This is a genomic window from Devosia algicola, from assembly GCF_028816455.1.
Classification (GTDB): Bacteria; Pseudomonadota; Alphaproteobacteria; order Rhizobiales; family Devosiaceae; genus Devosia; species Devosia algicola.
In genome coordinates this window covers 209576-233078 of the sequence record NZ_CP118246.1, presented here as the reverse complement: position 1 = coordinate 233078, position 23503 = coordinate 209576, and the positions used below count along the sequence as shown (strand labels likewise).

Annotated in this window: 18 protein-coding genes and 1 pseudogene; 1 reads left to right on the top strand and 18 read right to left on the bottom strand. The window is 57.9% G+C overall.

The window, feature by feature from the left end; genetic code table 11:
• Positions 1 to 25 precede the first annotated feature (25 nt).
• Positions 26 to 664 (top strand): nucleoside hydrolase, encoded by a 639-nt coding sequence (locus tag PSQ19_RS01235; RefSeq protein WP_407649056.1) that lies wholly within the window; start codon positions 26 to 28, stop codon positions 662 to 664.
• Here the strand turns inward: PSQ19_RS01235 and PSQ19_RS01230 are convergent.
• The 18 genes and pseudogenes from PSQ19_RS01230 to PSQ19_RS01145 form a co-directional block, all read right to left on the bottom strand.
• Complete coding sequence (locus tag PSQ19_RS01230) at positions 657 to 1940, bottom strand: L-fucose/L-arabinose isomerase family protein (RefSeq protein WP_282219282.1); 1284 nt, start codon at positions 1938 to 1940, stop codon at positions 657 to 659. The genes PSQ19_RS01235 and PSQ19_RS01230 overlap by 8 nt on opposite strands.
• Before the next feature lie 165 nt (positions 1941 to 2105).
• Positions 2106 to 2867 carry an SDR family oxidoreductase gene (locus PSQ19_RS01225; RefSeq protein WP_282219281.1) on the bottom strand — a complete coding sequence of 254 codons (762 nt, stop codon included), beginning with the start codon at positions 2865 to 2867 and terminating at the stop codon, positions 2106 to 2108.
• A 13-nt stretch (positions 2868 to 2880) separates the two neighbouring features.
• Entirely contained in the window at positions 2881 to 4803 is a 1923-nt protein-coding gene (locus PSQ19_RS01220) for a tagatose 1,6-diphosphate aldolase (RefSeq protein WP_282219280.1), read from the bottom strand.
• Entirely contained in the window at positions 4800 to 5351 is a 552-nt protein-coding gene (locus PSQ19_RS01215; RefSeq protein WP_282219279.1) for a DAK2 domain-containing protein, read from the bottom strand. Before PSQ19_RS01215 ends, PSQ19_RS01220 begins: the two co-directional genes overlap by 4 nt.
• The gene (locus PSQ19_RS01210; RefSeq protein WP_282219278.1) at positions 5348 to 6184 is read right to left on the bottom strand and encodes a sugar phosphate isomerase/epimerase family protein; all 837 of its coding nucleotides are present in this window, start codon (positions 6182 to 6184) and stop codon (positions 5348 to 5350) included. Before PSQ19_RS01210 ends, PSQ19_RS01215 begins: the two co-directional genes overlap by 4 nt.
• A 13-nt stretch (positions 6185 to 6197) precedes the next feature.
• On the bottom strand, positions 6198 to 7232 hold the full coding sequence (locus PSQ19_RS01205; protein WP_282219277.1) for an ABC transporter ATP-binding protein: 1035 nt from the start codon (positions 7230 to 7232) through the stop codon (positions 6198 to 6200).
• Entirely contained in the window at positions 7229 to 8050 is an 822-nt protein-coding gene (locus tag PSQ19_RS01200) for an ABC transporter permease (RefSeq protein ID WP_282219276.1), read from the bottom strand. The genes PSQ19_RS01205 and PSQ19_RS01200 overlap by 4 nt, the downstream gene beginning before the upstream one ends.
• Before the next feature lie 3 nt (positions 8051 to 8053).
• Positions 8054 to 8911, bottom strand: coding sequence for an ABC transporter permease (locus tag PSQ19_RS01195; RefSeq protein ID WP_282219275.1), 858 nt, complete (start codon positions 8909 to 8911; stop codon positions 8054 to 8056).
• A 79-nt stretch (positions 8912 to 8990) separates the two neighbouring features.
• On the bottom strand, positions 8991 to 10220 hold the full coding sequence (locus PSQ19_RS01190) for an ABC transporter substrate-binding protein (RefSeq protein ID WP_282219274.1): 1230 nt from the start codon (positions 10218 to 10220) through the stop codon (positions 8991 to 8993).
• Between the two features lie 54 nt (positions 10221 to 10274).
• Complete coding sequence (locus PSQ19_RS01185) at positions 10275 to 11036, bottom strand: phosphorylase family protein (RefSeq protein ID WP_282219273.1); 762 nt, start codon at positions 11034 to 11036, stop codon at positions 10275 to 10277.
• Positions 11037 to 11363: 327 nt separating this feature from the next.
• Positions 11364 to 13480 (bottom strand): annotated as a pseudogene (locus PSQ19_RS01180) (beta-galactosidase).
• A 90-nt stretch (positions 13481 to 13570) separates the two neighbouring features.
• The gene (locus tag PSQ19_RS01175) at positions 13571 to 14446 is read right to left on the bottom strand and encodes a 2-hydroxy-3-oxopropionate reductase (protein ID WP_282219272.1); all 876 of its coding nucleotides are present in this window, start codon (positions 14444 to 14446) and stop codon (positions 13571 to 13573) included.
• A gap of 10 nt (positions 14447 to 14456) precedes the next feature.
• A complete protein-coding gene (gene hyi / locus PSQ19_RS01170; RefSeq protein WP_282219271.1) occupies positions 14457 to 15233 on the bottom strand; it encodes a hydroxypyruvate isomerase in 777 nt (258 codons plus the stop codon).
• A gap of 4 nt (positions 15234 to 15237) precedes the next feature.
• Complete coding sequence (locus PSQ19_RS01165) at positions 15238 to 16980, bottom strand: ABC transporter ATP-binding protein (RefSeq protein ID WP_282219270.1); 1743 nt, start codon at positions 16978 to 16980, stop codon at positions 15238 to 15240.
• An 11-nt stretch (positions 16981 to 16991) separates the two neighbouring features.
• Positions 16992 to 18167 (bottom strand): ABC transporter permease, encoded by a 1176-nt coding sequence (locus PSQ19_RS01160; RefSeq protein ID WP_282219269.1) that lies wholly within the window; start codon positions 18165 to 18167, stop codon positions 16992 to 16994.
• Positions 18167 to 19153 (bottom strand): ABC transporter permease, encoded by a 987-nt coding sequence (locus PSQ19_RS01155; protein ID WP_282219268.1) that lies wholly within the window; start codon positions 19151 to 19153, stop codon positions 18167 to 18169. Before PSQ19_RS01155 ends, PSQ19_RS01160 begins: the two co-directional genes overlap by 1 nt.
• A gap of 24 nt (positions 19154 to 19177) precedes the next feature.
• Positions 19178 to 21286, bottom strand: coding sequence for a family 10 glycosylhydrolase (locus PSQ19_RS01150; protein WP_282219267.1), 2109 nt, complete (start codon positions 21284 to 21286; stop codon positions 19178 to 19180).
• Positions 21287 to 21372: 86 nt separating this feature from the next.
• A complete protein-coding gene (locus PSQ19_RS01145; protein ID WP_282219266.1) occupies positions 21373 to 23301 on the bottom strand; it encodes an ABC transporter substrate-binding protein in 1929 nt (642 codons plus the stop codon).
• Positions 23302 to 23503 lie beyond the last annotated feature (202 nt).

The following is a 23503-nucleotide window of genomic DNA, read 5'->3' as shown; positions in this document are numbered from 1 at the left end:
AGGTATTCCGGGGGCGCCGCGCTATATGACGGCGCCGGACGATTGCGTGAAGACCGAAGCTGCCGAGGCCATTGTCGATCTGGCCAAGAGCGGTGATAGCCCGCTTTATGTGGCGGCGATGGGGTGCGTGACCAATGTGGCGGCAGCGCTGTTGATGGCGCCCGAAATCGTCAAGGATATGGTGGTGATCTGGACCTCGGGCTACCCGTCGTCGGCGCCGCATTCAAACCGTCCGTCGCTCAATCTGGTGCAGGATGTGCATGCATCGCGATTGCTGTTCGATTGCGGCGTGCCCCATATCTATCTGCCGGGCTACCATGTCGGGGCGCAACTCAATATCTCGTTGCCCGAAATGGAGCAATTCGTGCGTGGACGCGGGGCGATGGGCGATTACCTCTATCACCTCTATACCAATAATCCGCTGCACAAGATGTTCGCGCTCGAGGATACGGCGCGGCGTACCTGGGTTATCTGGGACATCATCAATATTGCCTGGCTGATCAATCCCGAATGGGTTCCGACCTATCTGACCTCATCGCCGATCCTGACCGAGGATCTGCATATGCAGACCGATCCGAACCGGCACGCCATGGCCGAGGCCCATGACGTGCAGCGCGACGACATCTTTATCGATTTTTACGACAAGCTGGCGACACTTAGCTGAAGTCCGATGCCCGCAAATGATCACGCATCGGCCTGCGGGTGAGGCTGTCCATACCGGTCCAGGAGCCAAATTCGGCCAGAACGGCGGCAAAGTCGCCGGGTACGAGGACGAAATGGTGCTCAAGACCATGAGCCATGACAGTAGCGACGACGTCTTCAAGCGTAGCGCTGTCACCAGCGATGGCGAAATTTTCAAGCCATCCCCGGCAGCCGGTAAAGCCGGACGTTTCGCGGCCCGAGACACTGGCGGTCATGGTGAACAGCGCGCTGGCGTCGCGGGCGATCCGCAATATGCTCACCGGACCGTCGCGGAAGACCAGATCGGCAATGGCGCCAAATTGGGGGCCCTGGGGCGTACCGCGACCGATCATTGGATGGTTGATCCATCGGGCGCCGCCAGCGTCGGCCAGATAAAGCGGACCGCCGCCGCCATGCCACATCAGCAACTGTTTGGCGTCGAGGTCAGGTTCGGTCATGTCGAGCAGATAGCCCACCCGACCAGTGACTGATTTGGCGACCAATTGGGTTATGGCGCCGAGCACATCGCCTTCCGAGGCGACGGGCAGATTGTCCTTTTCCTCAAGCATGGTGAAGGCGGCACCCGGATGCATGCCCGGTCGATCTTGCAAAGCAGGCCAGTCGCTGACGGTTAACGCGGCATAATCGAACTGCTTGGCAATATCACGCAGAGCGAGCGCACAGCGGGCGGTCAGCGCCATTTGGGCATTGGAAACACCATCGATTTTGGCAGTCTGGCGAAATTTTTCAACTTCGTTCCAAACCCTCGTGTCGTCCATAGAGTCCATGCGATCGGTCAATTCGTGCATGTCGTGATGGGACACTTCCACCCCAAGGTGCGCGCGCAGGGCATTGGTGGAGACTTCCATATTGTAAAAGGTCATCGCCAGCCCGCCGATAGTGCCGATGCGGGCGCCTTCGAGTTCGCAAGTGGCCTTTAGCGCCATCAGTGACGTGCGCAAGCGTTGCTGCAGTGCCGGGCTTTCGGGTGCGCCATGGTACCATTGAACGGGCTCGATACGCAGGTCGCGAACCTGGCGCGCTATCGACATCGACATATTGAGCGAGACGAAATTGTTAAGTTGGATATCGCCGGTGCGCACCGGTTCGGGTACGGACCAGAAACCCGCCTTCACAGGGGCGGCGGCAATGGTGCGGGCGACATCGCCCATGGTAAAACCGCCATGGAGCAGCAGGATGAAATCGGCACCGCCCGATTGGCATTCGGCTAGCGCCCTGCCCGCGCCGATGGCGTCCATCGGAATTTCCGAGGCGACGACCAGCCTGATGCCAAGCGCAGCGCACAAGGCCTGCAGTGTATTTTCGGCGCGCGACCAGACCGCGTGGTTTTCCGGAAAATAGCCTCGGCAGCGAAGCGCGGATGAGACCGACGGTCAGGGTTTTGGGCACGGTGCCTCCAAAAATTAGATGCGCAGATAGCCGCCATCGACAACAAGCGAAGTGCCCATGACATATTTGGCCATATCCGAGGCCAGATAAACGCAGGCATCGGCCACTTCGCCGGGTTCTCCCCAGCGTCGCGCCGGGATCATATCAAGATAGCCTTCGCCCGTCGCGGTGCCGATGACCGGATCATCCTCAATATTCATCTGGGTGCGCATGATCCCTGGGTTGACGTTATTGACCCTGATCCCCATTGGTCCAAGTTCATCGGCCAGCGAGTAGGTCAGAAGCCGCACGGCACCCTTGGTCAGATTATAATGGCTGAAGCCGCCAGTGCCGCGCATACCGGCGATCGAGCACATATTGATGATGACACCGGCCTTGCGCTTCACCATGACGCGGGCCGCAGCCTGGGAGCCGAAATAGACGCTCTTGACGTTGACATCGAGCATTTTTTGAAACACGTCCTCGGTCGCCTCGAGGATCGGCTGTTTGAGCAGGATACCGGCATTGTTGACCATAATGTCCAACCCGCCCCAATCCTCGGCCGCCTCGACCAGTGTCGCCAGCTGATCGACTTTGGAAACGTCGCATTTGACAAAACGGGCATGATTTGCAAATTCGGCATTGATAGTGTCAACCACCGTTGGCCCGCCTTCGCGCCCGACCGGATCGAGATCGGCAACAATAACCCTGGCGCCCTGGCGCACAAAGGTTTCGGCAATAGCGCGGCCATTCCCACTGGCGCCACCGGTCACGATTGCGATCTTGTTCTTGAGCATTGGGTAGCCTCGCTTATTGTGTAACTTCGATTAACCGCTTGAGGCGCGTCAAGCCGATATCGGCCAGCCAATCGCGCACGGCCTGTTCACCGTCGGCACCAAAAACGCCGACCGCTTCGGACCAGATGGAGCGGCCACACATGAAACCGGCGTAATCGACGCCCGCCTCGCGGGCCATTTGCAGCGAGGCACTGAACCAGTCAAACGGCACACCGGCGCTGAGATAGACGATGGGCAAACCGTTGGCGGGCGCCGCCGCATCGCGGAAAGCGGCCAGTGCGGCGTCGCGGCCCATCTGTGGTTCGCCAAATCCGGCGACAAAATTGAGATCCACCGGCACTTCCAGCTTGAGAATGGCGACATTGTAGCGGGGTTGGGCAAATACCTCGACAGCGCGCCGCACCAATTCGGGTTTGATCGCGGCAAAGCTGGCGGTGCCGGGCTGTTCGTCTGGATGGTAGATCAATGGTTCCATCAGGAAATTCAGATTGTTGGCGGCACATTGTTTGCCGACAAGCTCGACCAGATCGTGTTTGCGGGCATTAAGCGCTGGATCATCGTCGGGCGCATAATACATGAAGAATTTGAGTTGCTTGACGCCAAGGCGCGGGAAGTCCGCGACGTCAAGATTGTCCGGCAGCACGGTGATGCGATCAGCGTCGGAAATATGATAGACGTCCGCCTCATAGGCCATCATGGGCTGGCAGCTTGCCGGATAATCAGCAAGCAGGTCCGGTCCGCAATTGGCATCAACCAGGACCGTTGACGCGCTGGGGCCAAGCGTTGTCAGCACGGCGCGCTTGAAGGTCAAGAGGTCGTCGGGTTGGGCCGAAGCGCCGCGTGCCGACTTGATCGCCGCCGCAAGGCCGCTGCCAGCGTCGACGGCAACACCGCGAATTTGCAGATCGTGGTTGCTCATGTCCCCGCCCCTTTGTGGATGACGGGAAAATTCGGGGTGGACTGTGGGGCCTGCCACAGGCTCCAGCATTTCGGGCGTTGGCGTAAGCAGCGAGATGGAGAAACCGGCCATTTCCTGGGTGGTGGAAAATGAACCGATCATCGGTGAGATATTGGGAATACCCAGCTTGTCCAAGCCCGTGGCGACCTCATTGAAAACGGTCAGCAATTCCATCTGCGTGGTGCCGCCCGATCCATTGACGAGAACGATGGTCGGTGTGTCGGCGGCAATAGGCCGGTCCTCAAGCAATTCACCGAGCATGAAGGCAATTAGGTCGCGCGCCGGGCCAACTTTTCGACGGCCAACGCCCGGTTCGCCATGCACGCCCATGCCGATATATATTTCATCGTCGGGCAGCGAGAACATTGGTTCGCCGGTCAGCGGTGAGATGCCGGGGGCGACGGCTGCGGCCAGCGTGCGGGTTCGTGACCGCACATCCTCGCCCAGTTGCACCAATTCATCCAAGGCCCTGCCTGCCTCGGCAGCGGCACCGAGAATTTTATAGACAAAGATGGTGCCAGCGGCGCCGCGGCGCTCGTCTTCAGAGCCTTTCGGCGCCGAAGAAATATCATCGTACATCAGCAGGGGTACGACCTTGAGATTCTCGTCTTCGGCCATCATTGCGGCGGCATTGCCGTTGATGACATCGCCCTCGTGCCGGGAAATCAGCAGGACCGCACCAGCCTTGCCGGTGACCTCGCGAATGCCCTCCAGGATGAGATCGGGCGATGGGGCGGCAAAGACGTCGCCGACCACATTGGCGTCGAGCAGGCCGGGACCAACAAAGCCCATGGCGATGGGTTCGTGCCCACAGCCATTGCCGATCAACAGGACGGTTTTGCTGTCACGATCCTTGGGTTGAGCGCGGCGCACAATTCGTGGATTGGCCCCGCGCGCCACAATGCCAGGATAGGCTGCGACAAAGCCATCGATCATGTCGTCGGGCATGCGATCGCGGGAATTAATGAGCTTTTTCATGATCGTTCCCCGAACTTCTTACCAAATAGAGTCAAGATTTCGGCGACTGAAAACGCCCCGGCATCGAGATGGCCGACGCCGCCACCTTCAACATATCTGGCCCGGCCACGTTTGGCCTGCATGGGCTTGGTGGCCTCGGCACCCGCACGCGCGGCTTCGGCGGCAGCACCCGGCGCACTGGCGGGGTTTGCGCTGGCCGCTTCCGCCGCTGGAATCAATGCGTCCAGCATGGTCTTGTCGCCCGCTTTGGCCTGGCCAAGCTGGCTGATCTTTTTGGCAGCGGTGGCAAGTGCCTCACCCAATGTGGCTGGATCGGACTCGGCCCTTTCAAGGGCCCCGATCACCAGACTGAACAGCGACCCAGACGCGCCCCCTGCCGCCATGCGAAAGGCGGGCACGGGTTTTTCTGGTGCGGCAGCGGCGGCGCGCATTCCTTTAAGAATTGTGCCGCCGTGATCGCCATCACCGGTTGCGGCGTCGAGCTTGTTCAACTGGCTTTCGAGTTCTTCAAAGCGGGTAACGAGATCAGACAAAAACTCCTGATTCATGTGAATGTCCGCTGCATGAATTGGAGCGCCTGTTTCGCGGCACCCTGGGCGTCGGGTTCGATATTGCGCCAGATATTGAGATCGGCGCTGGCGGGATTGCCGGCCAGGACGAACATTTCTGCGACGATCCAACCATCGTAGCCCATGGTCTTGAGGCTCGACCGCACCACATCCCAAGGGACATGGCCGGAACCGGGCACGCCCCGATCATTATCGGACACGTGAAAATGGGCCAGCTTGTCACCGGCCGCGATAATGGCCTTGCCGATGTCCTTTTCCTCAATGTTGAGATGAAAAGTATCGAGCAGCGCACCGATGTGGTCGGAGCCGGTTGCCCGCGCCAGAGCCACAGCCTCGGCGGCAGTATTGACGAGGTCGGTTTCAAAGCGGTTGATCGCCTCGATGCCAAGCGTGACGCCGTCGTTAGCGAGGTCAGCATCGAGTTGGCCGAGCATGTGAGCGGAACGGGCCGTGCGGTCGGCCTTGTTGAGGGGATCGAAAACGCCCCAGGGGGCATAGACCACCCCCGCGAGGCCGCGTGACCCCAGGGTGGCGCAGGTTCGCACCGCCCAGCGCAGATGTTCCAATCCGGCCTGCTGCACGGCCGGGTCGGTCGAGGTGATGTCAGCTTCGCGCGACAGGCCATCCGAACAGGTGACTTCGAGGCCATGATCGCGGATCTGGCTGGCCAGCGCAGCGGCCTTGTCGTCGTTCATGCCGAGCAGGGAAATTTCCACACCATCATAACCGAGATCGGCGACATGCTTGAGTATCGGGGCAATTTCATCGGTCCATCGGGCCATCCAGAGCCCGGCGTGAATGCCAAATTTCATGGTTGGCCCCTCCTCATTGCAGCACCCAGAGGGTTTGTGGCGGCAGGTGGATGGGCACAGGACCGCCGACATCGAAACCGCCGACCTCGTCGGGGTTGGCGATGGCTTCGATCATGGTGTCGCCGACGCGTAACCGCAGCCGCGTCTGGGTGCCGAGATAAATCCGGTCCTCAAGCGTGGCATTCAAACTATTGGATTGGCCCTCGCCGATCTTGACGTTTTCGGGCCGGAAGGTGAGCGTGCCCTTGCCGGCGATGGCGCCCTGGGGCAGAGTCAACTGTCCCAGGGGACTGTCAAACGCCGCGCCGGTGGATTGGCCGGCGATGAAGTTCTGGCCGCCGAAAAACCGGGCCACCGCCTCATTGGCCGGGCGTTTGTAAAAGACGTCCGCCTGATCATATTGGCACAGTCGTCCTTCAAGGATCAGCGCCACCTTGTCGGCAAGAACCACGGCTTCTTCCTGATCGTGGGTGACGAAAATGGTGGTGATGCCCATTTCCTGCTGCAGGGAGCGGATCAGGTCACGCATTTCAAAGCGCAGATGGGCGTCAAGGTTCGACAAAGGCTCGTCGAGCAGCAGCACTTTTGGCTGCACGATGAGGGCGCGGGCGAGCGCGACGCGCTGTTGCTGACCGCCCGACAATTCGGACGGGCGGCGCTTACCCAGATCGGGCAGCTTGACCAGATCGAGAATCTCGCCAACGCGACGGTCGATTTCGGCTTTATCGACTTTGCGCATTTTGAGACCGAACCCGATATTGTCGGCTACGCTCATATAGGGAAACAGCAGATAGTTCTGGAACACCATGACGACGCCGCGATGTTCGGGCTTTTCGCGCAGGATCGAACGGTCATCGAAGGTCACGTCGCCCGAGGTTGGGGTCAAAAGACCAGCAATCATTTTCATCGTCGTGGTCTTGCCGCACCCGGATGGGCCGAGCAGCGCCGTCAGTTCGCCGGTGGGAATTTCTAGCGACAGACGGTCGAGCGATGGCACCTTGGAGCCGGGATAGACTTTGGTCAGGTCCTTGAGCGAAACATGGGTCATATGCGTCCAAACCCTCCGACAGCACCGTTGCGGCCGGACAGGTGCCGTGCGGTAAGAATGAGAATGATGATGCCGGGCAGGATGTAGACAATACCGATGGCGCCGGTGATGTCGTTGCGACCCGAGGTGGCGAAGTTGAACAGCAGCAGCGGCAAGGTGACCACCCTGCCCCCGCCGATCAGCAGCGTCAGGATATATTGGCTCCACGACACAAGAAAGGCGAACAGGCCCCCGACAATGATGCCGGGCAAAATGGCAGGAAAGGTCACATACCAGAAGGTTTTCAGCCAGGAAGCGCCAAGGCTGCGGGCCTGAGATTCAAAGGCCGGGTCATAGTTGGCAAAAATGCCGGACATGACCAGCACCATATAGGGCAAGGTGGGGACCAGATGCACCAGCACCACGCCGCCGACGGTGTTGTTGAGCCCCAGCGTAATGAAAACGCTATGGATTCCCAGCGCCACGGCGATACCGGGCACGATGGTGGGGGCCAGGATCAGCAGTTCGACCAGTTCCTTGCCGCGAAATTTATAAAGACCCAGGGCGCGTCCGGCGGGCACGCCGACGAGGATGGACAGCGCCGTTGCCGCCAGCGAGATGCCGATGGTCAGGCCAAGGCTGTCGATGACGCCGGCCCGTTCGGATAGGGCATATTCCCATGCCGACAAAGTCCATTGCTTGGGCAGGATATCGGGGAAGAACCAACCGCGCGCAAATGACCAGATGGCGAGTGGTACCAGCGGCAGCACCAGCCAGACGATCAGGACAGCGCCGGCAAGACCCCTAAATGCGCGTAACCAGGGTGAATCGTTATGCATGGTTCAGCTCCGGATATTTCGGCGCGAGATGCGGACATAAAAGAAGATCATCAAGGCGCTGAGCAAGGCGATGATAATGGCCATGGCCATGGCTTCGGGGCGCGCTTCGAGATCGACGTCGGTATATTTGCGATAGGCCAGTACCGGCAGGGCCGCCGGATAATTGGGGCCAAGGATGGCTGGAATTTCGTACGCGCCGAAGGTAAAGGCAAAAACCATGACCGACGCGGACAGCAAGCCCGGAAAAATCAGCGGCAGCAGGACGTGACGGAAGGCCTGCCAGCGATTGGCCCCAAGCGAGCGGGCAACACTTTCATAGTCCTCGCCCAGCGCCTGCATGTTGGCGAGCAGGATAACGCCGATAAAGGGCACTTCCTTCCACACATATTGCAGGATAATGCCGATGGCATAAGGATCAAAGACCAGCGCCGGAAAGTCGCCGGGTCGGCTGATCATGCCCCATTCGGCGGCAAGACGAGCAAAGCTGCCCGATTGCGAGAACAGATAAAGAATGCCGATGGCGCCAACCAGATGAGGCACCGTCAGGTTCAATTGAAACAGAAAATTGATGATGGCGCGCCCGATAAACTGGCGGCGAAGCAGCAGAGCCGCACCGATGGCCAGCACCGAGGACAGGACGGTCGAGGTAAAGGAAATGTGGAAGGTCAGGAGGAACGAGAGATAGAATTCCTGCGACGTGAAAACGGTCCAGTACGCGTCGAAGTTGGGATCGACCAAGCCGATCACCGGCATATAGTTGAGCGAACGGGCAAGGCCGATACCCAGCCCGCCCATGAACAGCACGATAATGGCGGTCAAGGCAGGCGCCAGCAGGAGGAATATTTTCAAGCGATCAGACATGGCTGGTCCGCTGCCTTTCGACTCAGGAATGGAACAAATATCCCTGCGATGCATGCATCGCAGGGATTGTCGGGCGGCGTTAGCGGCCTACGTTTTCCAGCCAACCCTGCTCGATGGCAGAGATCCAACTGGCCTGAAGTTCTGGCAGGGCAGCCTTGCCCAGTTCCTCGGAAGAAACGACCGATTCCGGCTGCACAATGGAGGCGAACTCGGCCTGGATTTCAGGCGACGTCCGGTCGACTTCAATGGCCGGAGAAGTTCCCCAGACGTCCGGACGAGCTTTTTCGTATTGGGCCTCGCCTGACAGCAGAACATTTTGCAACACCAGCGCTGCCGCCTTGTTGGGCGAATTGTATGGGATCAGCGTATAGTTGGTGTTGCCGATGGTGCCGTCAGTCAAACCATAGGAGCGCACGCTTTCTGGGAATGTGCCATCCTGAACGGCAATGCCGAACTGGGAAGGCTCATAGTTGAAATAGAGGGCGACTTCCTGGTTGGCGAACAATTGCTGCATGGCATTGATCGAGGTGGGATAAGTCTGTCCCTCGCGCCACAAATATGGCTCCATGTCGTTGAGAATTTTCCAAGTCTTGGCAGCGACCTCGTCGAATTTGGCTTGATCGAACGGTCCGAGCAACTGATCGGCGCCACCGGCAGCGTAATAAAAGACGTGCCGGACGAAAACGGCGCCGTTAAAATCAGGCGGTGCAGGATAGGTAAACTGGCCAGGATTTTCCTTGACCCAGTCGATGAGCTCACCGATGGATTTAGGCGGGTTTTCGGTGCGGGCGCTATCATAGGCAAAAGCGAACTGGGCACGCGACCAGGGCACTTCACAACCCTCAACGGGCACGCCAAAGTCATTGGCGATGGCGGGATTGTCCCAATTGACCAACTCATTGTTGGGCAGAATGTCGGTATAGCCGCAATAGACCATGTCACCCTGCATCATGGTGCGGAAGTTTTCGCCATTGATCCAGATCATGTCGACCGAGCCATTGTCGTTGACCCCAGCTTCGCGCTCGCCCAGGACGATGTTGACGACTTCCACGGTGTCGGACACACCGACGCGGTTTAGGGTTATGTCATATTGGTCCTTGAGAATGCCGCCAATATAGTCGGACACGTACTGGTTGATATTGTCAGCACCGCCCCAGAGGAACCAGTTGACCTCGCTGCCGCGGGCCATTTCGACAATTTCATCCCAGCCCATAGCATTGACGGCATCGCCGTCGGCGGTATCGGCGTAGGCAATTGGCGCATAGCTAAGCGCTACCGATAGCAGCGCCCATTTCATTACTTTTTTCATTATCGTCCTCCCATTTGATTGTTGTTTCAGCGCTTGATCAAGTCAGCGCTGGTGTCAGGCGGCACGGCGCAGGGCGACCTCCGTTGCCAATTGCAGTGCGACTTCGAATATTTTGGTATTGGCGCGGGTCAGTTCGGCAGCTTGCTCAGGCGCCAGCGGATCGAGAAAAGTCTTGCCAGAAGCCAATTCATCCCAAACTGAGAGCAGCGAAACAGCCGACACGCCGAATTTTTGCGCAATGGCAGCAACGACCGAGGTTTCCATATCGACCGTCAGCAGCCCCTCCTCTGCCCATTGCCGAGACATGTCATCGGATTGCGCAAAAAGGCTTGGCCAGGTCAGATGACGGCCACGCAGGGTTTGCAGATTTTCTTTCGCCAGTAATCGCTCGGCGCGATCAATCCAGACCGGATCCAGTTCAACGTCGGGGCCACATCCATAATACTGGGAAACGCCATCACGGGCGGCGCAACTTTCGGGCAGCATGACACTGCCGGGGCGTGCATCAGGAATGAAGGCGCCGCAGGTGCCCAACTGAATGAGCAGCGGGGTGCCCATCTGGGCAAAAATGTGAGCGGGTTCGACAGCGCGCGCCGCCCCGTAGGCGCAGCAATAGGCAATTCGAACGCCCTGCCACTCTCCGATATAGATATCTGGAAACGCGGTTTCGCTGACGTTGTCGAGAAGGGCAAGACGCGATTTCTCGGCGGCAGCACGCCACCATGTACCTTCGAGGATCAGCGCGGCGGGTTCCTCACCCGCCGCCATCTTTAACGCATCGCGCCAAACGCGCGCCGTCACCTCCAGCACCGCCATTGGGCACCCTCTCCCCTTGTGATCTCGCCAGCGAACCTTCGAGTCCCATATTTGTCCGTACAAATTGTTTAGAATAACAAGATTTGTCAAGCGCACAATTCTGCTGGCCGACGATTCATTGTCTCGCAGACGCCATGACGGTCTGGGCAGGCAGCTGGCAGAAATGGAAATAACGCAAGCATAACCAAGCGTTATGCGGGACTTGTCTGGCCGGGGTGTTTGGGAAGGGATTTGCGGCGCGTTCAGCGGCTCGATGCCAAACCGTTCAAAATAGATTGAACCGAAAAAATGGTCGGGCGACAGATCCGCCGCCCGAGCCGGTGTGCATCAGGTCAATGGCACCACAACGACGCCACGTGGCGGCACGGTAACCGTACCCGCTTCGAGCTTGGTGCCCTCGTCGGCCCAGCTTGGCTTACCGAAGCTGACCGACCCCGACTGGCCGCCCATCGAAACCGTGCTTTTCTGAGCCTCACGGGTGTGATTGATCAGCCAGAGATAGCTGCCATCATCGCCGTCATGCACGCGCGCCTGAAGCAGATTGTTGCTGAGCGTGGTGTGTTGGGTCTTGCCGGTCCAGGCAAAGACGTCGGCAAAAAAGGCGCGATTGGCATCCTGGGACGTGCGGAAGTAAGTGATCGAGGGATTGCTACCCAATAGCAGGGTCTGGCCTGACCCGGCGCTATTTTCAACCACCGCCAGCCGACCATCGGTGAACTTGCCTTTTTCCTTGCCGCCTTCAAGTCGGTAGGATTGCAGCATTCCGCCACCGGTCACGGTTTGACCGTCATGCTGAAAAGCGACGCGGTCGCCAATATCGGGCATGAATTCGACTTCAACTTCGCGGGCACCAAAGATGGCATCGAGGCCATTGTTGGGTTGGACAGTTCCCACCTTACCATTGTCGCCAAAATAGCCTGGGCAGGATTCGCTTATCAGCTTGCCACCGGCCTTGACCCATTTGGCAAGACGTTCGGCATTGGCGCTGGTCAATTTGATCGGATATGGCGCGTAGATGGCGTCATATTGTTCGATATCGTCGATATGAACCCAGTCGGCCTGAATGCCATTGTCGAAAAAGCCGCGATAGGCGCCCCACATCGCCGCTGCGTAGGTATCTGGCTGGTGCTTGTAGTTGAGCAGATAGTCCCAGGCCTGAGCCTTCAGGAATAACCAGAATGCCGATATCGCCCTTGCGAGGACGGGCTTTGAAGACGGCGGTCTGTTCGGGCGCATTGGCCCATTTCGCCATGGAGCCTGGCCATGTCCGAGCGCGGGGTGCGAGAGCCGTCCATGCCATAGGAGCCAAAGGCACCGAACAGGGAGCCGTCGAGCAATGGCCGAAAACGGAGGTTGAGCACGCCAGTTGCACCCGCGGCAAATGAGGTCATGGTCCAGACCTTGATGTCATCGGGTTCGGCGACCCGACCATCATCCTTGTCGCGTCCCAGAACCTGGGGCTGCATCCACAGAGGACCGCCCTGGCGTTCGGCATGCCAGAAGGGCTTGCCGCGCGATGCGGAGCGGGTCAAATCTGCGGCGTAGAAATGACGCCAAGGCTGATTGCCCTTACGCGCGGCTATCCAGGTCATGCCGTAAATCTCGACCTTGGAGGCGGCCAACCAATCATCGCATCCGCGATCAATCATATTGGGGATGGCACTGGCAATGCCATGGGCCGCAATCAGGCAATCGGGGTCGATTTCGCGGACCAGGTCAATGCGCCACTGCATCTGGCCATAGTAATTGTCCCGCTTGAACTCGAGCCAGTCATAACTTTCGCAATAGGGGCCGAGTTCAACAGGTGGCTCGACATCGTCCCATTCGGCATGACTATAGCGATGCCAGGCTTTGCTCAAGGCTTCGAGATCGCCATATTTGGCCTTGAGCCAATCGCGGAAGGCGGCCTTGCTATATTCGGAGTAGTCGACGGAAGGCGAATAGTTACATTCGTTCCAGACGTCGTAGCCGAGCAGGCCCTTGTGACCCTTATAGCGGGTGACCAGTGCCTTGAGGAAATTGCCCGCCGCTTCCTTGACTTCCGGGCAATTAAGGGTCAGCGCTCCGGCGCCGCCGCTATTGTTAGCAAAGCCACCGGTGGCAGACGACTGACCCATGATCGAGGGCAGCGGGGTGCCGTCGCCGCGCAGCTGGCGGGCGTGGGCAAATTTACGCATTGCCCAATCGGGCACGCTGTGGATCAGTTCTGCAACGACAGTCTTGATATTGTTTTCAGCTGCAAGATCCATCTGGCGATCAAATTCTTCCCAGTCATATTCACCGGGCTTGCGCTCAATCGATCCCCACATGAACCAATGGCGAAAGATGTTGAGCCCGTCGTCGGCAGCAACCTTGTAATCGCGCTCCCAATCTTCGCGCGGGGGATTGGATTTGCGGAAATAGACCGCGCCAAAGGGGACTTGCGGGACGGCTTTTGTAGACATTGCTGTACTCCTTTAAGGCAAAGCTTGAGTGGTCGGCAAAATGATATTTTGCCGTGCCAGGTGGTTGATTTTCGGTCGGGCCTGGTGGGGCTAGCTTTTCTGGCCGGCCAGCGCCTCCAGGGTTTGAATAAGGGCCGAATGGTCCTTGTCGCCATCGCCTCGGGCAATGGCAGCGTTCATCAGCTGTTGGGTCGCAGCGGTGTTGGGAAGCGACAGGTTGAGGGCCTTGGCCCCGTCGACTGCCAGACTCATATCCTTGCGATGCAGCTGAATGCGGAATCCGGGATCAAAGGTGCGCTTGACCATGCGCTCGCCGTGCACTTCGAGAATGCGTGATGAGGCAAAGCCGCCCATGAGGGCCTCACGTACCTTGGCCGGATCGGCCCCGGCAGATTTTGCGAACACCAGCGCTTCGCTGACCGCCGCGATGGTCAAGCCAACAATGATCTGATTGGCAACCTTGGTAGTTTGTCCGGCCCCAACATCGCCGACAAGGGTGATGTTCTTGCCCATCAGTTCAAACAGGGGACGGGCGCGTTCAAAAGCTTGTTCAGAACCGCCACACATGATGGTGAGGGCTGCGTTCTTGGCGCCGACATCACCACCCGAAACCGGAGCATCGACATAATCGCAACCGAGGTCAGCGATGCGTATGGCGAAGTTTTGGGTTTCGACCGGCGAGATCGAACTCATATCGATGACCAGTTTGCCCTTGGACAGCCCGTCGGCAACACCATTGGCGTCAAACAGCACCGCCTGCACGTCGGGGGTGTCAGGCAGCATCAAAATGATGACGTCAGCGGCTTCCGCAACCGCCTTGGCGCTATCGAGCGCCTTGCCACCTTCTTCCACGAGATGCTGGGAGGCAGCTTTGACGCGATGCAGGAAGACGGTGTGACCAGCAGCAATCAAATGGCTTGCCATGGGGCGCCCCATGACGCCAAGACCGATAAATCCGATATTCATATTCTTGCCCTTACAGATATGGTTTCATCCAGCCCAGACCAGCACTCGTGCCCGCCAGAGGCTTGTATTCGCAGCCGATCCAGCCGTCGTATCCGAGACGGTCAAGGGCCGAAAAAATATTCGGATAATTGAGTTCGCCGGTGCCCGGTTCGTTACGGCCGGGGTTATCGGCGATCTGTATATGGGCGATGCGCTTGGCCAGCTTTTCGTAGGTCGCCAGCAAATCGCCCTGCATGATCTGGGTGTGGTAGATGTCGTATTGCAGATAGACATTGTCTGAGCCAACAGCATCGAGAATGCGTAAGGCATGATCCGTATGCGAGACGAAAAAGCCCGGGATATCGCGCAGATTGATCGGCTCGAGCAGCAATTTGACCCCGGCGTCAGCGAAGCGCGGTGCCGCATAGGCGAGATTGTCGACCAGGGTCTTGTCCAGAGCCGCCCTGTCGACGCCCTCGGGAGCGATACCGGCGAGGCAATTGATTTTGGGGCAGTTGAGCGCTTTGGCGTATTTTATGGCCCGATCGACACCGGTCCGAAACTCCTCGACGCGATCCGGCAAACAACCAATGCCACGCTCGCCACCGGCCCAATCGCCGGCTGGCAGATTGAACAGGGCTTGTTCAAGTTTGTGCTCTTTGAGCAGCGCCGCAATGGCATCGGGGGTTTCGGCGTAGGGGCCGACATATTCCACCGCGCCAAAGCCATCCTTGGCGGCGGCGTTGAAGCGATCCAGAAATGGCAGGTCGGCATACAGAAATGACAGATTGGCGGCAAAACGGGGCAATGGACTATCCTTGAGCAGTAAAACGGGTGCGATGCATCATGCGTTTGTGGCGCGGGTCGGGGTTTGGCACCGCTGAGATCAGGCTTTTGGTGTACGCTTCGACCGGGGCGGTGCAGATTTGTTCGGCATCGCCGAGTTCGACAATTTTGCCACGATGCATGACTGCAACACGGTCACAGAAATAACGCACCACCGAAATGTCGTGCGAAATGAAGATAAAACTGAGTTGCAGACGCTTTTGAATATCGAGCAGCAGATCAAGGATCTGGGCCCGAATTGAAACATCGAGCGCGGCAGTGGCCTCATCGGCAATGATAACGCGCGGATCGAGCGCCAGGGCGCGGGCGATGCCGATACGTTGCCGCTGGCCGCCGGAAAATGCGTGGGGATAACGCTCCATGGTCAGCGGATCGAGGCCAACCAGTTCAAGCAGTTCAGCAACGCGCTGCTCCAACGCCTTGCCACGGTGGGTGCCACTAACAATCATCGGATCGGCAACGATCTGGCGCACGGTCATGCGCGGATTTAGTGAGGCAAACGGGTCCTGAAATATCAGCCGCACGTCGCGGTGAAATTCACGCATGCCAGCCTGATCCAGCTCGGTGACCTGCTTTTCCTGCCCATCGGCATCATGATAGGCCACCGCGCCCGACGTCGGTTCGACCGTGCGCAGGATCAGGCGCCCGAGCGTGGTTTTGCCGGAGCCACTTTCGCCGACAATGCCGAGATTTTCACCGGGCATCAGGTCAAAGCTGACATCATCGACGGCTTTTAAGGCAAAGGTTGACTTCCCCAACCAGCCTGTCGCGCTGCCATAGACTTTTGTCAGATTGCGCACCTGTAAAACAGGTTCGGCCTTCTCAGGCGCGGCAGCCTCGTCGCGCTCAAGGTGGCTCTGTTCGAGCTTGACCGTCGAGGCGAGCAGCCGCTTGGTATAGGGATGCTTGGCGTTGTGGAAAATATCCTCCACCCCGCCCTGCTCGACGATCCGGCCGAAATGCATGACCGCCACGGCGTCGGCGACTTCGGCGACGACACCCATATCGTGGGTGATGAGCAGCATGGCCATGCCGCGACTGACCTGAAGGCGGCGGATCAGATCCAGGATTTCGGCCTGCGTGGTAACATCAAGCGCCGTGGTGGGTTCGTCGGCAATCAGAATTTCGGGATCGGCAGCGAGCGCCATGGCGATCATGGCCCGCTGGCGCATGCCGCCGGAAAATTCAAAAGTGTAGCGGTCGATCATCTTGTCGGGGTTGGGTATTTCAACCTGGCGCAACAATTCGATGGCCTCTTCGCGGGCCTCCTTTTTACTCATTGCGCGGTGCAGCAGGACCGCTTCGATGATTTGCGAGCCGATGGTGTGAACAGGCGAGAGCGAACTCATCGGTTCCTGGAAAATCAGCCCGACGCGACCGCCGCGAATGTGCAGCAATTCCTTGCTGCGCTCGGTCAGCGGCGCAATGTCGATTTCGTCTTCCTTGCCACGGAGCAGGATCTTGCCGTTGGTAATGGTGCCGTTCTTATCGAGAATGCGCAGCAGGGCGCGCGCCGTAACGCTTTTGCCTGAGCCGCTTTCGCCCACCAGACACAAAGTCTGCCCACGCCGCAGAACAAAGCTGACATCGCGAACAGCGTGCAGCACATTGGTTCGCAGGTGAAAGTCGAGGCTGAGATGCTCGACCGACATGACAATCTCGGCGGCGTCATCGGTGGCGTGGGTCAAATGGTCAGTCACTGCTTGCATGGCTTTCGACCTCACGACTCGTAGGGGTCGGCGGCATCGCGCATGCCGTCACCAAGGAAGTTGAAGGACAGGACGGCAATCACAACCGCACCGGCGGGCCAGATCAGCAGCCATGGCGCCGTGGCAATAGTGCGCACATTTTGGGCATCCTGAAGCAACACGCCCCAGGAAACCACCGGCGGTTTGAGGCCAATGCCGAGAAAGCTCAGCGCCGTTTCGGCAACGATCATGGTGGGCAACGCCAGCGTCACTACCGCCAGAATATGACTGGTCAGCGAGGGCAGGATGTGACGGAAAATCAGGCGGCGTTCGCGTGAACCGTCAAGGCGAGCCGCGGTGACAAAGTCTTCTGTACGCAGCGCAAAGAACCGCCCGCGCACCTCGCGCGCCAGTCCGGTCCAACCAAACAGCGAGACGATCAGCGTTATGATGAAATAGACTTGAAGCGGTGACCAGGTAATGGGAATTGCAGCGGCTAGACCCAGCCAAAGCGGGATGGTGGGCATGGAGCTGATGATTTCGATGCCACGCTGAATAATCATGTCGACCCAGCCGCCATAGAAGCCGGAAAGACTGCCCAGGGTTACCCCCAGCACCAGACTGAACAACACCCCGATCAGGCCAATAGACATGGAAATTCGAGTGCCATAAATCAGGCGGCTCAACAGATCACGTCCCAGCTTGTCGCTGCCCATCAGATACATGGTGTCAGTGGATTTGAGTGGTCCGAGCAGATGCAGATCGGTGTCGAACAGGCCCCACATCCTGTATTTCGGTCCGTGAACGAAAAAGCCAATGGGCACGACGAGTGAGTCGTCGACCACAAAAGTGCGGCGCAACGAGGCTTGATCGACGGTTTGGGTATAACCCTGAACATGCGGCAAAAATTGCGTGCTGCCGTCTTCGGCGGTTGCGAAGAAGGAAATCGCCTGGGGCGGTGCATACGTAAATTGAGGTCGCGATGCCTCGGGCAGCGCCGGGGCAAGAAACTCGGCAAATATGGCGACAAAATAGAGAAACAGGATAACGGCGCCGGCAAAAATGGCGACCTTGTTCTGACGGAATTTGTGCCAGATCAGCGTCCACTGACCGGCGGCTGCCGTGGTTTCGACCGCTTCGCCGGTGCGCAGGGCGCTGATGGCGGGTGCCGTTTCCAGTTCATCATCGATAAAGCTGTGAACGGTCATCAGTTGAACCTTATTCTTGGGTCAAGCAGCGCCAGTAGAATGTCGGAAATGAGCATGCCGACCAAAGTCAGCGACCCCATGAGCAGGATGAAGCTACCGGCCAGATACATATCCTGCGAGATCAGCGCGCGTAGCAGCAGAGGGCCAGCCGTGGGCAAGTTGAGCACGATGGCGGTGATGGTGACGCCTGAAATCAGGTTGGGCAGCACCCAGCCGATGGCCGACACGAAGGGATTGAGCGCAATACGAACCGGATATTTGAGCACAACCTTATATTCAGGCAATCCCTTGGCCTTGGCGGTGATCACATAGGGCTTGGAGAGTTCGTCGGTCAGATTGGCCCGCAAAATTCGGATCAGCGAGGCGGTGCCGGCAGTACCAATGACCACAACGGGGATCCAGAGGTGAGCCAGCAGATCAACAAATTTGGCCCAGGACGCAGGTGCGTCGATAAATTCCTGTGACTGCAGGCCGCCGACATTCTGGCCAAGATATTTGTAGGACACATACATCAGCGTCAGCGCCAGGATGAAATTGGGAATGGCCAGACCAATGAAACCGAAAAAGGTCGCAATATGATCGCCGACCGAGTGGCGCCGCATGGCCGAATAGATCCCGATCGGCAGTGAGACCGCCCACACAAATAATAGCGCGGCCAGCGACACGGACAGGGTGGCGCCCATACGTTGCCAGATCAATTCCGAAACCGGGCGGTTCCACTCAAACGAATAGCCAAAATCGCCGCGCAGCAGAATGCCGGTGATCCATTTGAAATATTGCACCCAGATCGGATCGTCAAAACCATATATCGCCCGCATTTGCGCAATTTGGGCCGGATCGACATTCTCCCCGTTCTGGGTCATGCGCGAAATAAGCGAGGTCAGATAGTCGCCCGGCGGCAATTGGATGATCACAAAGGCGATCATTGAAATGCCGAGCAGCGTCGGGATCATGTAGAGCAGGCGTTTGATGATGTATCTCAGCATGGTAATCCAGCGAAAATGCCGCTCCTAACCCCAGACCACATGAACAGCTTCCAGCACATCGATGCCGGGAATTTTGATGCGCACCCGATCGCCATGAACTGTGGCGGTCGCATCCGCCGCGTCAACAAGCAGGCGGGCCGATTTGAAGGTTCGGCCTTGTGGCACCGCAATATCGAGCGTTTGTTCGCCAACCGGGAATACGTCGCGGATCGGCCCGTGCATCATCATCGGATTGGTCAAATTGAATAGCATGACTGCCAGGCCGTCGGCATTTTCACGCACCGCAACGTCCAGCACCGAACGCCCCTCGAATTCGACGGAGGGACGCCGGTTCAATGCCCAACGGATGGCATTGGTCATCAATCGGGAATGGTCCGGAGTCTGAACTTCGTTGAAGATGGCACCAATATTCCACGGAATATAGACAGTGCGCCCGCCCCCATCATGCTCTCGCGCGACCAGCGCCGATCCCTTGGGGTCTTCGCGCGGATAGACTTCTTCCATCGGCAAATCGGGGAAATCGGGCACATAGAGTACTGGAGACACAGTATCGGCGGCCGGTTCGACTGCCATCATTCTCGTACCGCCGCTAATCCGCGCAGCGTCGCCAAAGCCTTCGGTAATCGGATGGTGGCCGCTAAAGGAGACATAGGAATTTTGAACGGGACCGCGTGCTGGACTGGTCATCTGCACGCCGAGCAGGTCGCCCAGCGCAATGGCGTTGCGTGGTTGATTGCCCTGATCGCGGGTTGAGGTTTCGTTGGCAGCGACCACAGAGCCGCCGCGCCCGACATAGGCGGTGAGCATGGCGCACTGCTCGTCAGACAGGCAGGTTGCATTGGCCAGAATGATGACCTTGAAACGGTCCAGCATCGTCGGCGTCATCGCCTGATCCGATACCAGCTCAAACGGCAGTTTTGCTTCGATCAATGCCTGATAAAAGCCCAAATCGTCGGCTTCGGCAGCGGCGCGGGTTTCGTGGCTGTGATGGCGTAAGGTTGTTGCGGGATCGAGCAAGGCGATTTCGGCGGTCGGGGTCATTTTGGCCAGAACCGGCTCAAGCCGAGCATGCAACGCAAAGCTTTGCGCCACCGGCTCTACCCACCGCTGATCGGGCACTACGCCATTGAATTTGGTAAACCATGGCAGCAGGCCATGGGTCACGCCGTTGGTAATCCAGGCTTGAATTTCGGGGCCTGTGGTGACGGCGTCCTTCCAGCGATACTTTACTTCGGGACCAATGGAGGTAATCAAAATGGCCGGACGTTCGGGGAACGTGGCGCGCATGCGCTTGCCATTGCGACCGGCCATCCAGATCGCCTCGGTGCCTTTTCGCCCCTGATCGTCAACGACCAGGAAGGGGCAGTGTTTTTCGATCAGTGACAGGTCGAATTCGGCCAGCGAAACGCCACCCATATTGGGAATGAAACTGGCGTTGGGCTTGATGGCCTTGACCACATCGTCCCAATCCACCACCAGTTTGGTCAGAACCTGACGTCGCCAAGCGCTCCAGGCTAGCCATTCCGGCGCTTCAACATCAGCGGTCTGGGGGAGATCAAAGCCCGAGGCGGCCTTGAATCGCGTCTTGCAGCTTTGACAATAGCAAACACCGTGCCCCTGCCAGCGATTGGCAAAGACCGCGTCGATATCATAATTGCGGGTAATTTCGCTGATTACCTGCGGCATGAATTGTTGGTTGTAATCACCATAGGCGCAGGTAACCCAAACGTCGGGATAGGCCCAATGGCGACGCTTGTTACCGTGCTTGTCCACCGCGATCCATTCGGGGTGGGCGTCGGCGGCATCCTGATGGATGGCGTGAGGATCGACGCGGGCCATGACATGCATGTTCAGTTTGCGGGCACCATCGACCAACGTACCGAACGGATCGGTATCACCGATGAATTTGGAGACGTAATGGTACTGCACCTTACTGGGGTAGTAGGCGACATAACCACCGGCACTAAGACAGGTTGCATTGGACTTGGTGCGTTTGAAAACGTCAATCCAGAAAGCCGGATCGTATTTGACCGGATCATCCTCGGCCAGCGTCAACTGGGTCCAGCGGGTCGCTGATTTGTACCAATTGGATTGGCGCAAATGCGAACTAGATTGGGCATTTACGTCGTCCATGATGGCCTCTTGGGTGCGCAACTTTAGGGAGCCGACGCTGACCCTATTGGGTCAGCGTCGGCAGTGATTGATGGTTTCCAAGCCAATCAGGACTTGAAGAACTGCTCGGGCCGTGTTGGTGCATATGTTGGCCAGATAAAGGAGTTGGGCATGGTCCTGGTGATATTGACCATGTCGTTCTTGACCACACCGTAGCCATCTGGCGGCAGGCTTACCCCAAATACCAGGAATTGATCAGCAGCGTTCTCAAGGATTTGCGCCATGATTTCGTTCTGTTTTTCGGTACTGCCTGTCGTCAGCAATGTGCGATAGAGATCCTGCTGTGCCTTTACGTCGGCAGGTGGCTCGATGGCCTGAGGATTGTCCGGCTCGGTATAATAAAGGTTCCAACCGGGCGCGTAGAGTGCATTGGAATTAAATGGCACAAAATAGCGGGCGTCCAGCATGGCAGCGATACCGCCATTGGCACCGAACTGATGGCAGGTGGCATCATATTCGCGGCCATTGCGCACCCGGGTTTCCCAGAGCGAGCGGTCCATGGTGCGCACCTGCGCATCAATGCCGACCGCCTGGAACATCGGCACAGCCAACTGAAGCATGTCGATGAAGGTGGAACGGGACTGGTCGATTTCGAAAATTACCGACAAGCGGCGCCCTTCAGCATCAAGGCGATAGCCAGCGCTGTCCTTTTCGGGCACGAGTTTGTCCAGAATGGCGTTAGCCGCATCAGGATCAAATTCGGTATGCTGGGTTGCCAGACGTTCGTTATAGAGCGGATCGTCGGGATTAATGCTCGGCTGGGCCGGAGCACCCTGCCCCACGAACACTGCATCGAGCAGCGCCTGCCGATCAACGGCAATCGACATGGCCTGACGGAACTCGCGATTGTTGAACAGCGCGTTCTTGGTTTCATCGGTGTGGTTGAGATTTAGCTGGAAAACCATGACATTGGCGGCGGTTTCCTTGAGCGTGTAGAAGCCGTAATTGCCTGCCTCCTGTCCGTCGAACAGCACCGGTTTGTTGGTTGGTGTGGCGATGTACTGATCCATCATGTCAATCTCGCCCTGAAGTGTTTTGAGCAACAGAACTTCAGGATCGGCGACCATCTGATAGACGATGCGATCGAAATAAGGGAGCTGGGTGCCCTCGGTATCAACCTTGAAATAATAGGGGTTGCGGACGGCGATTGCCTGCTCGGTATTTTCACCGGGCGCGGACTGCCACATCCACGCCATAAGCGTGGGGCGTTTTGAATTTTGATGGAACGTATTGATATCGTTCAAGCCGTTCTCGCGCTGGAAGTTGGCGACCCAACTATCCAAGCCAGCCTCCTGGGCCAATTTGTCGGCGTCAGGATTGTACCTTTTGTGGAATTTCTCGAGATAGTGGCGCGGCACCCGGGTCGTTGGGTCCGAGACCTCGGACGCCATACGCTGGACGAAGAAGCCATTCGGCTCAGAAAAGGCAACCTTGAAAGTGACATCGTCAATGACAGTGAGTTTGCCAGGCTCGCCATTTACGTTCCAGTAGTCTGAGTTGCCCTGGGTCGTTTCGGTGTCGGTAAAGATAGCATCATACCAAAACTGCACGTCTGCGGTAGTGTATGGCTCGCCATCCGACCATTTCATCCCCTTGCGCAGATAGAATGTGTATTCAGTCGAATCGTCGTTGACCTCATATTTTTCAGCGGCATTGGGGGTCAGGCCGGACCAATCGGGATTAAAGCGGATCAGGGGCTCATAGTCCTGATAGCGCACGATCATTGACAGTGAACCGCCCCCCACAAGGGCATGATTCCAGTCCCCACCTTGCTTGCCGGGGCGGTCTGTCGGGGTGATGACCAGTGGATTTTCGGGCAGGCGCTCAGCGATTGGCGGCAGAGCACCGCTGTCAACGTCGGCCTGTAGCGATGTTGATTCCTTGATATCTTGAGCGCGTACAAAGCTGGGAATTGCCAGAGCCCCAACGAAGGCGGAACTCGCGGCGACAAACGCGCGGCGGCTTATTCTAACCATATTGATTTCCTCCTGCAGCCATATTGTCCATTAACATGTTAGTGGCTAAGCGCAGGCTCGCGTATATGATTTGTTAGGTAAAGCGTTATGTTGGAAAACGGCGCAAAAATTTGAAATTTGGGCAGCATGGCTGCCATTTTCAGTATTTTCTTGCCATGCGCGCCAAGTCTCTGTCTATTGGCAGACCTAACGTTAGGTTATT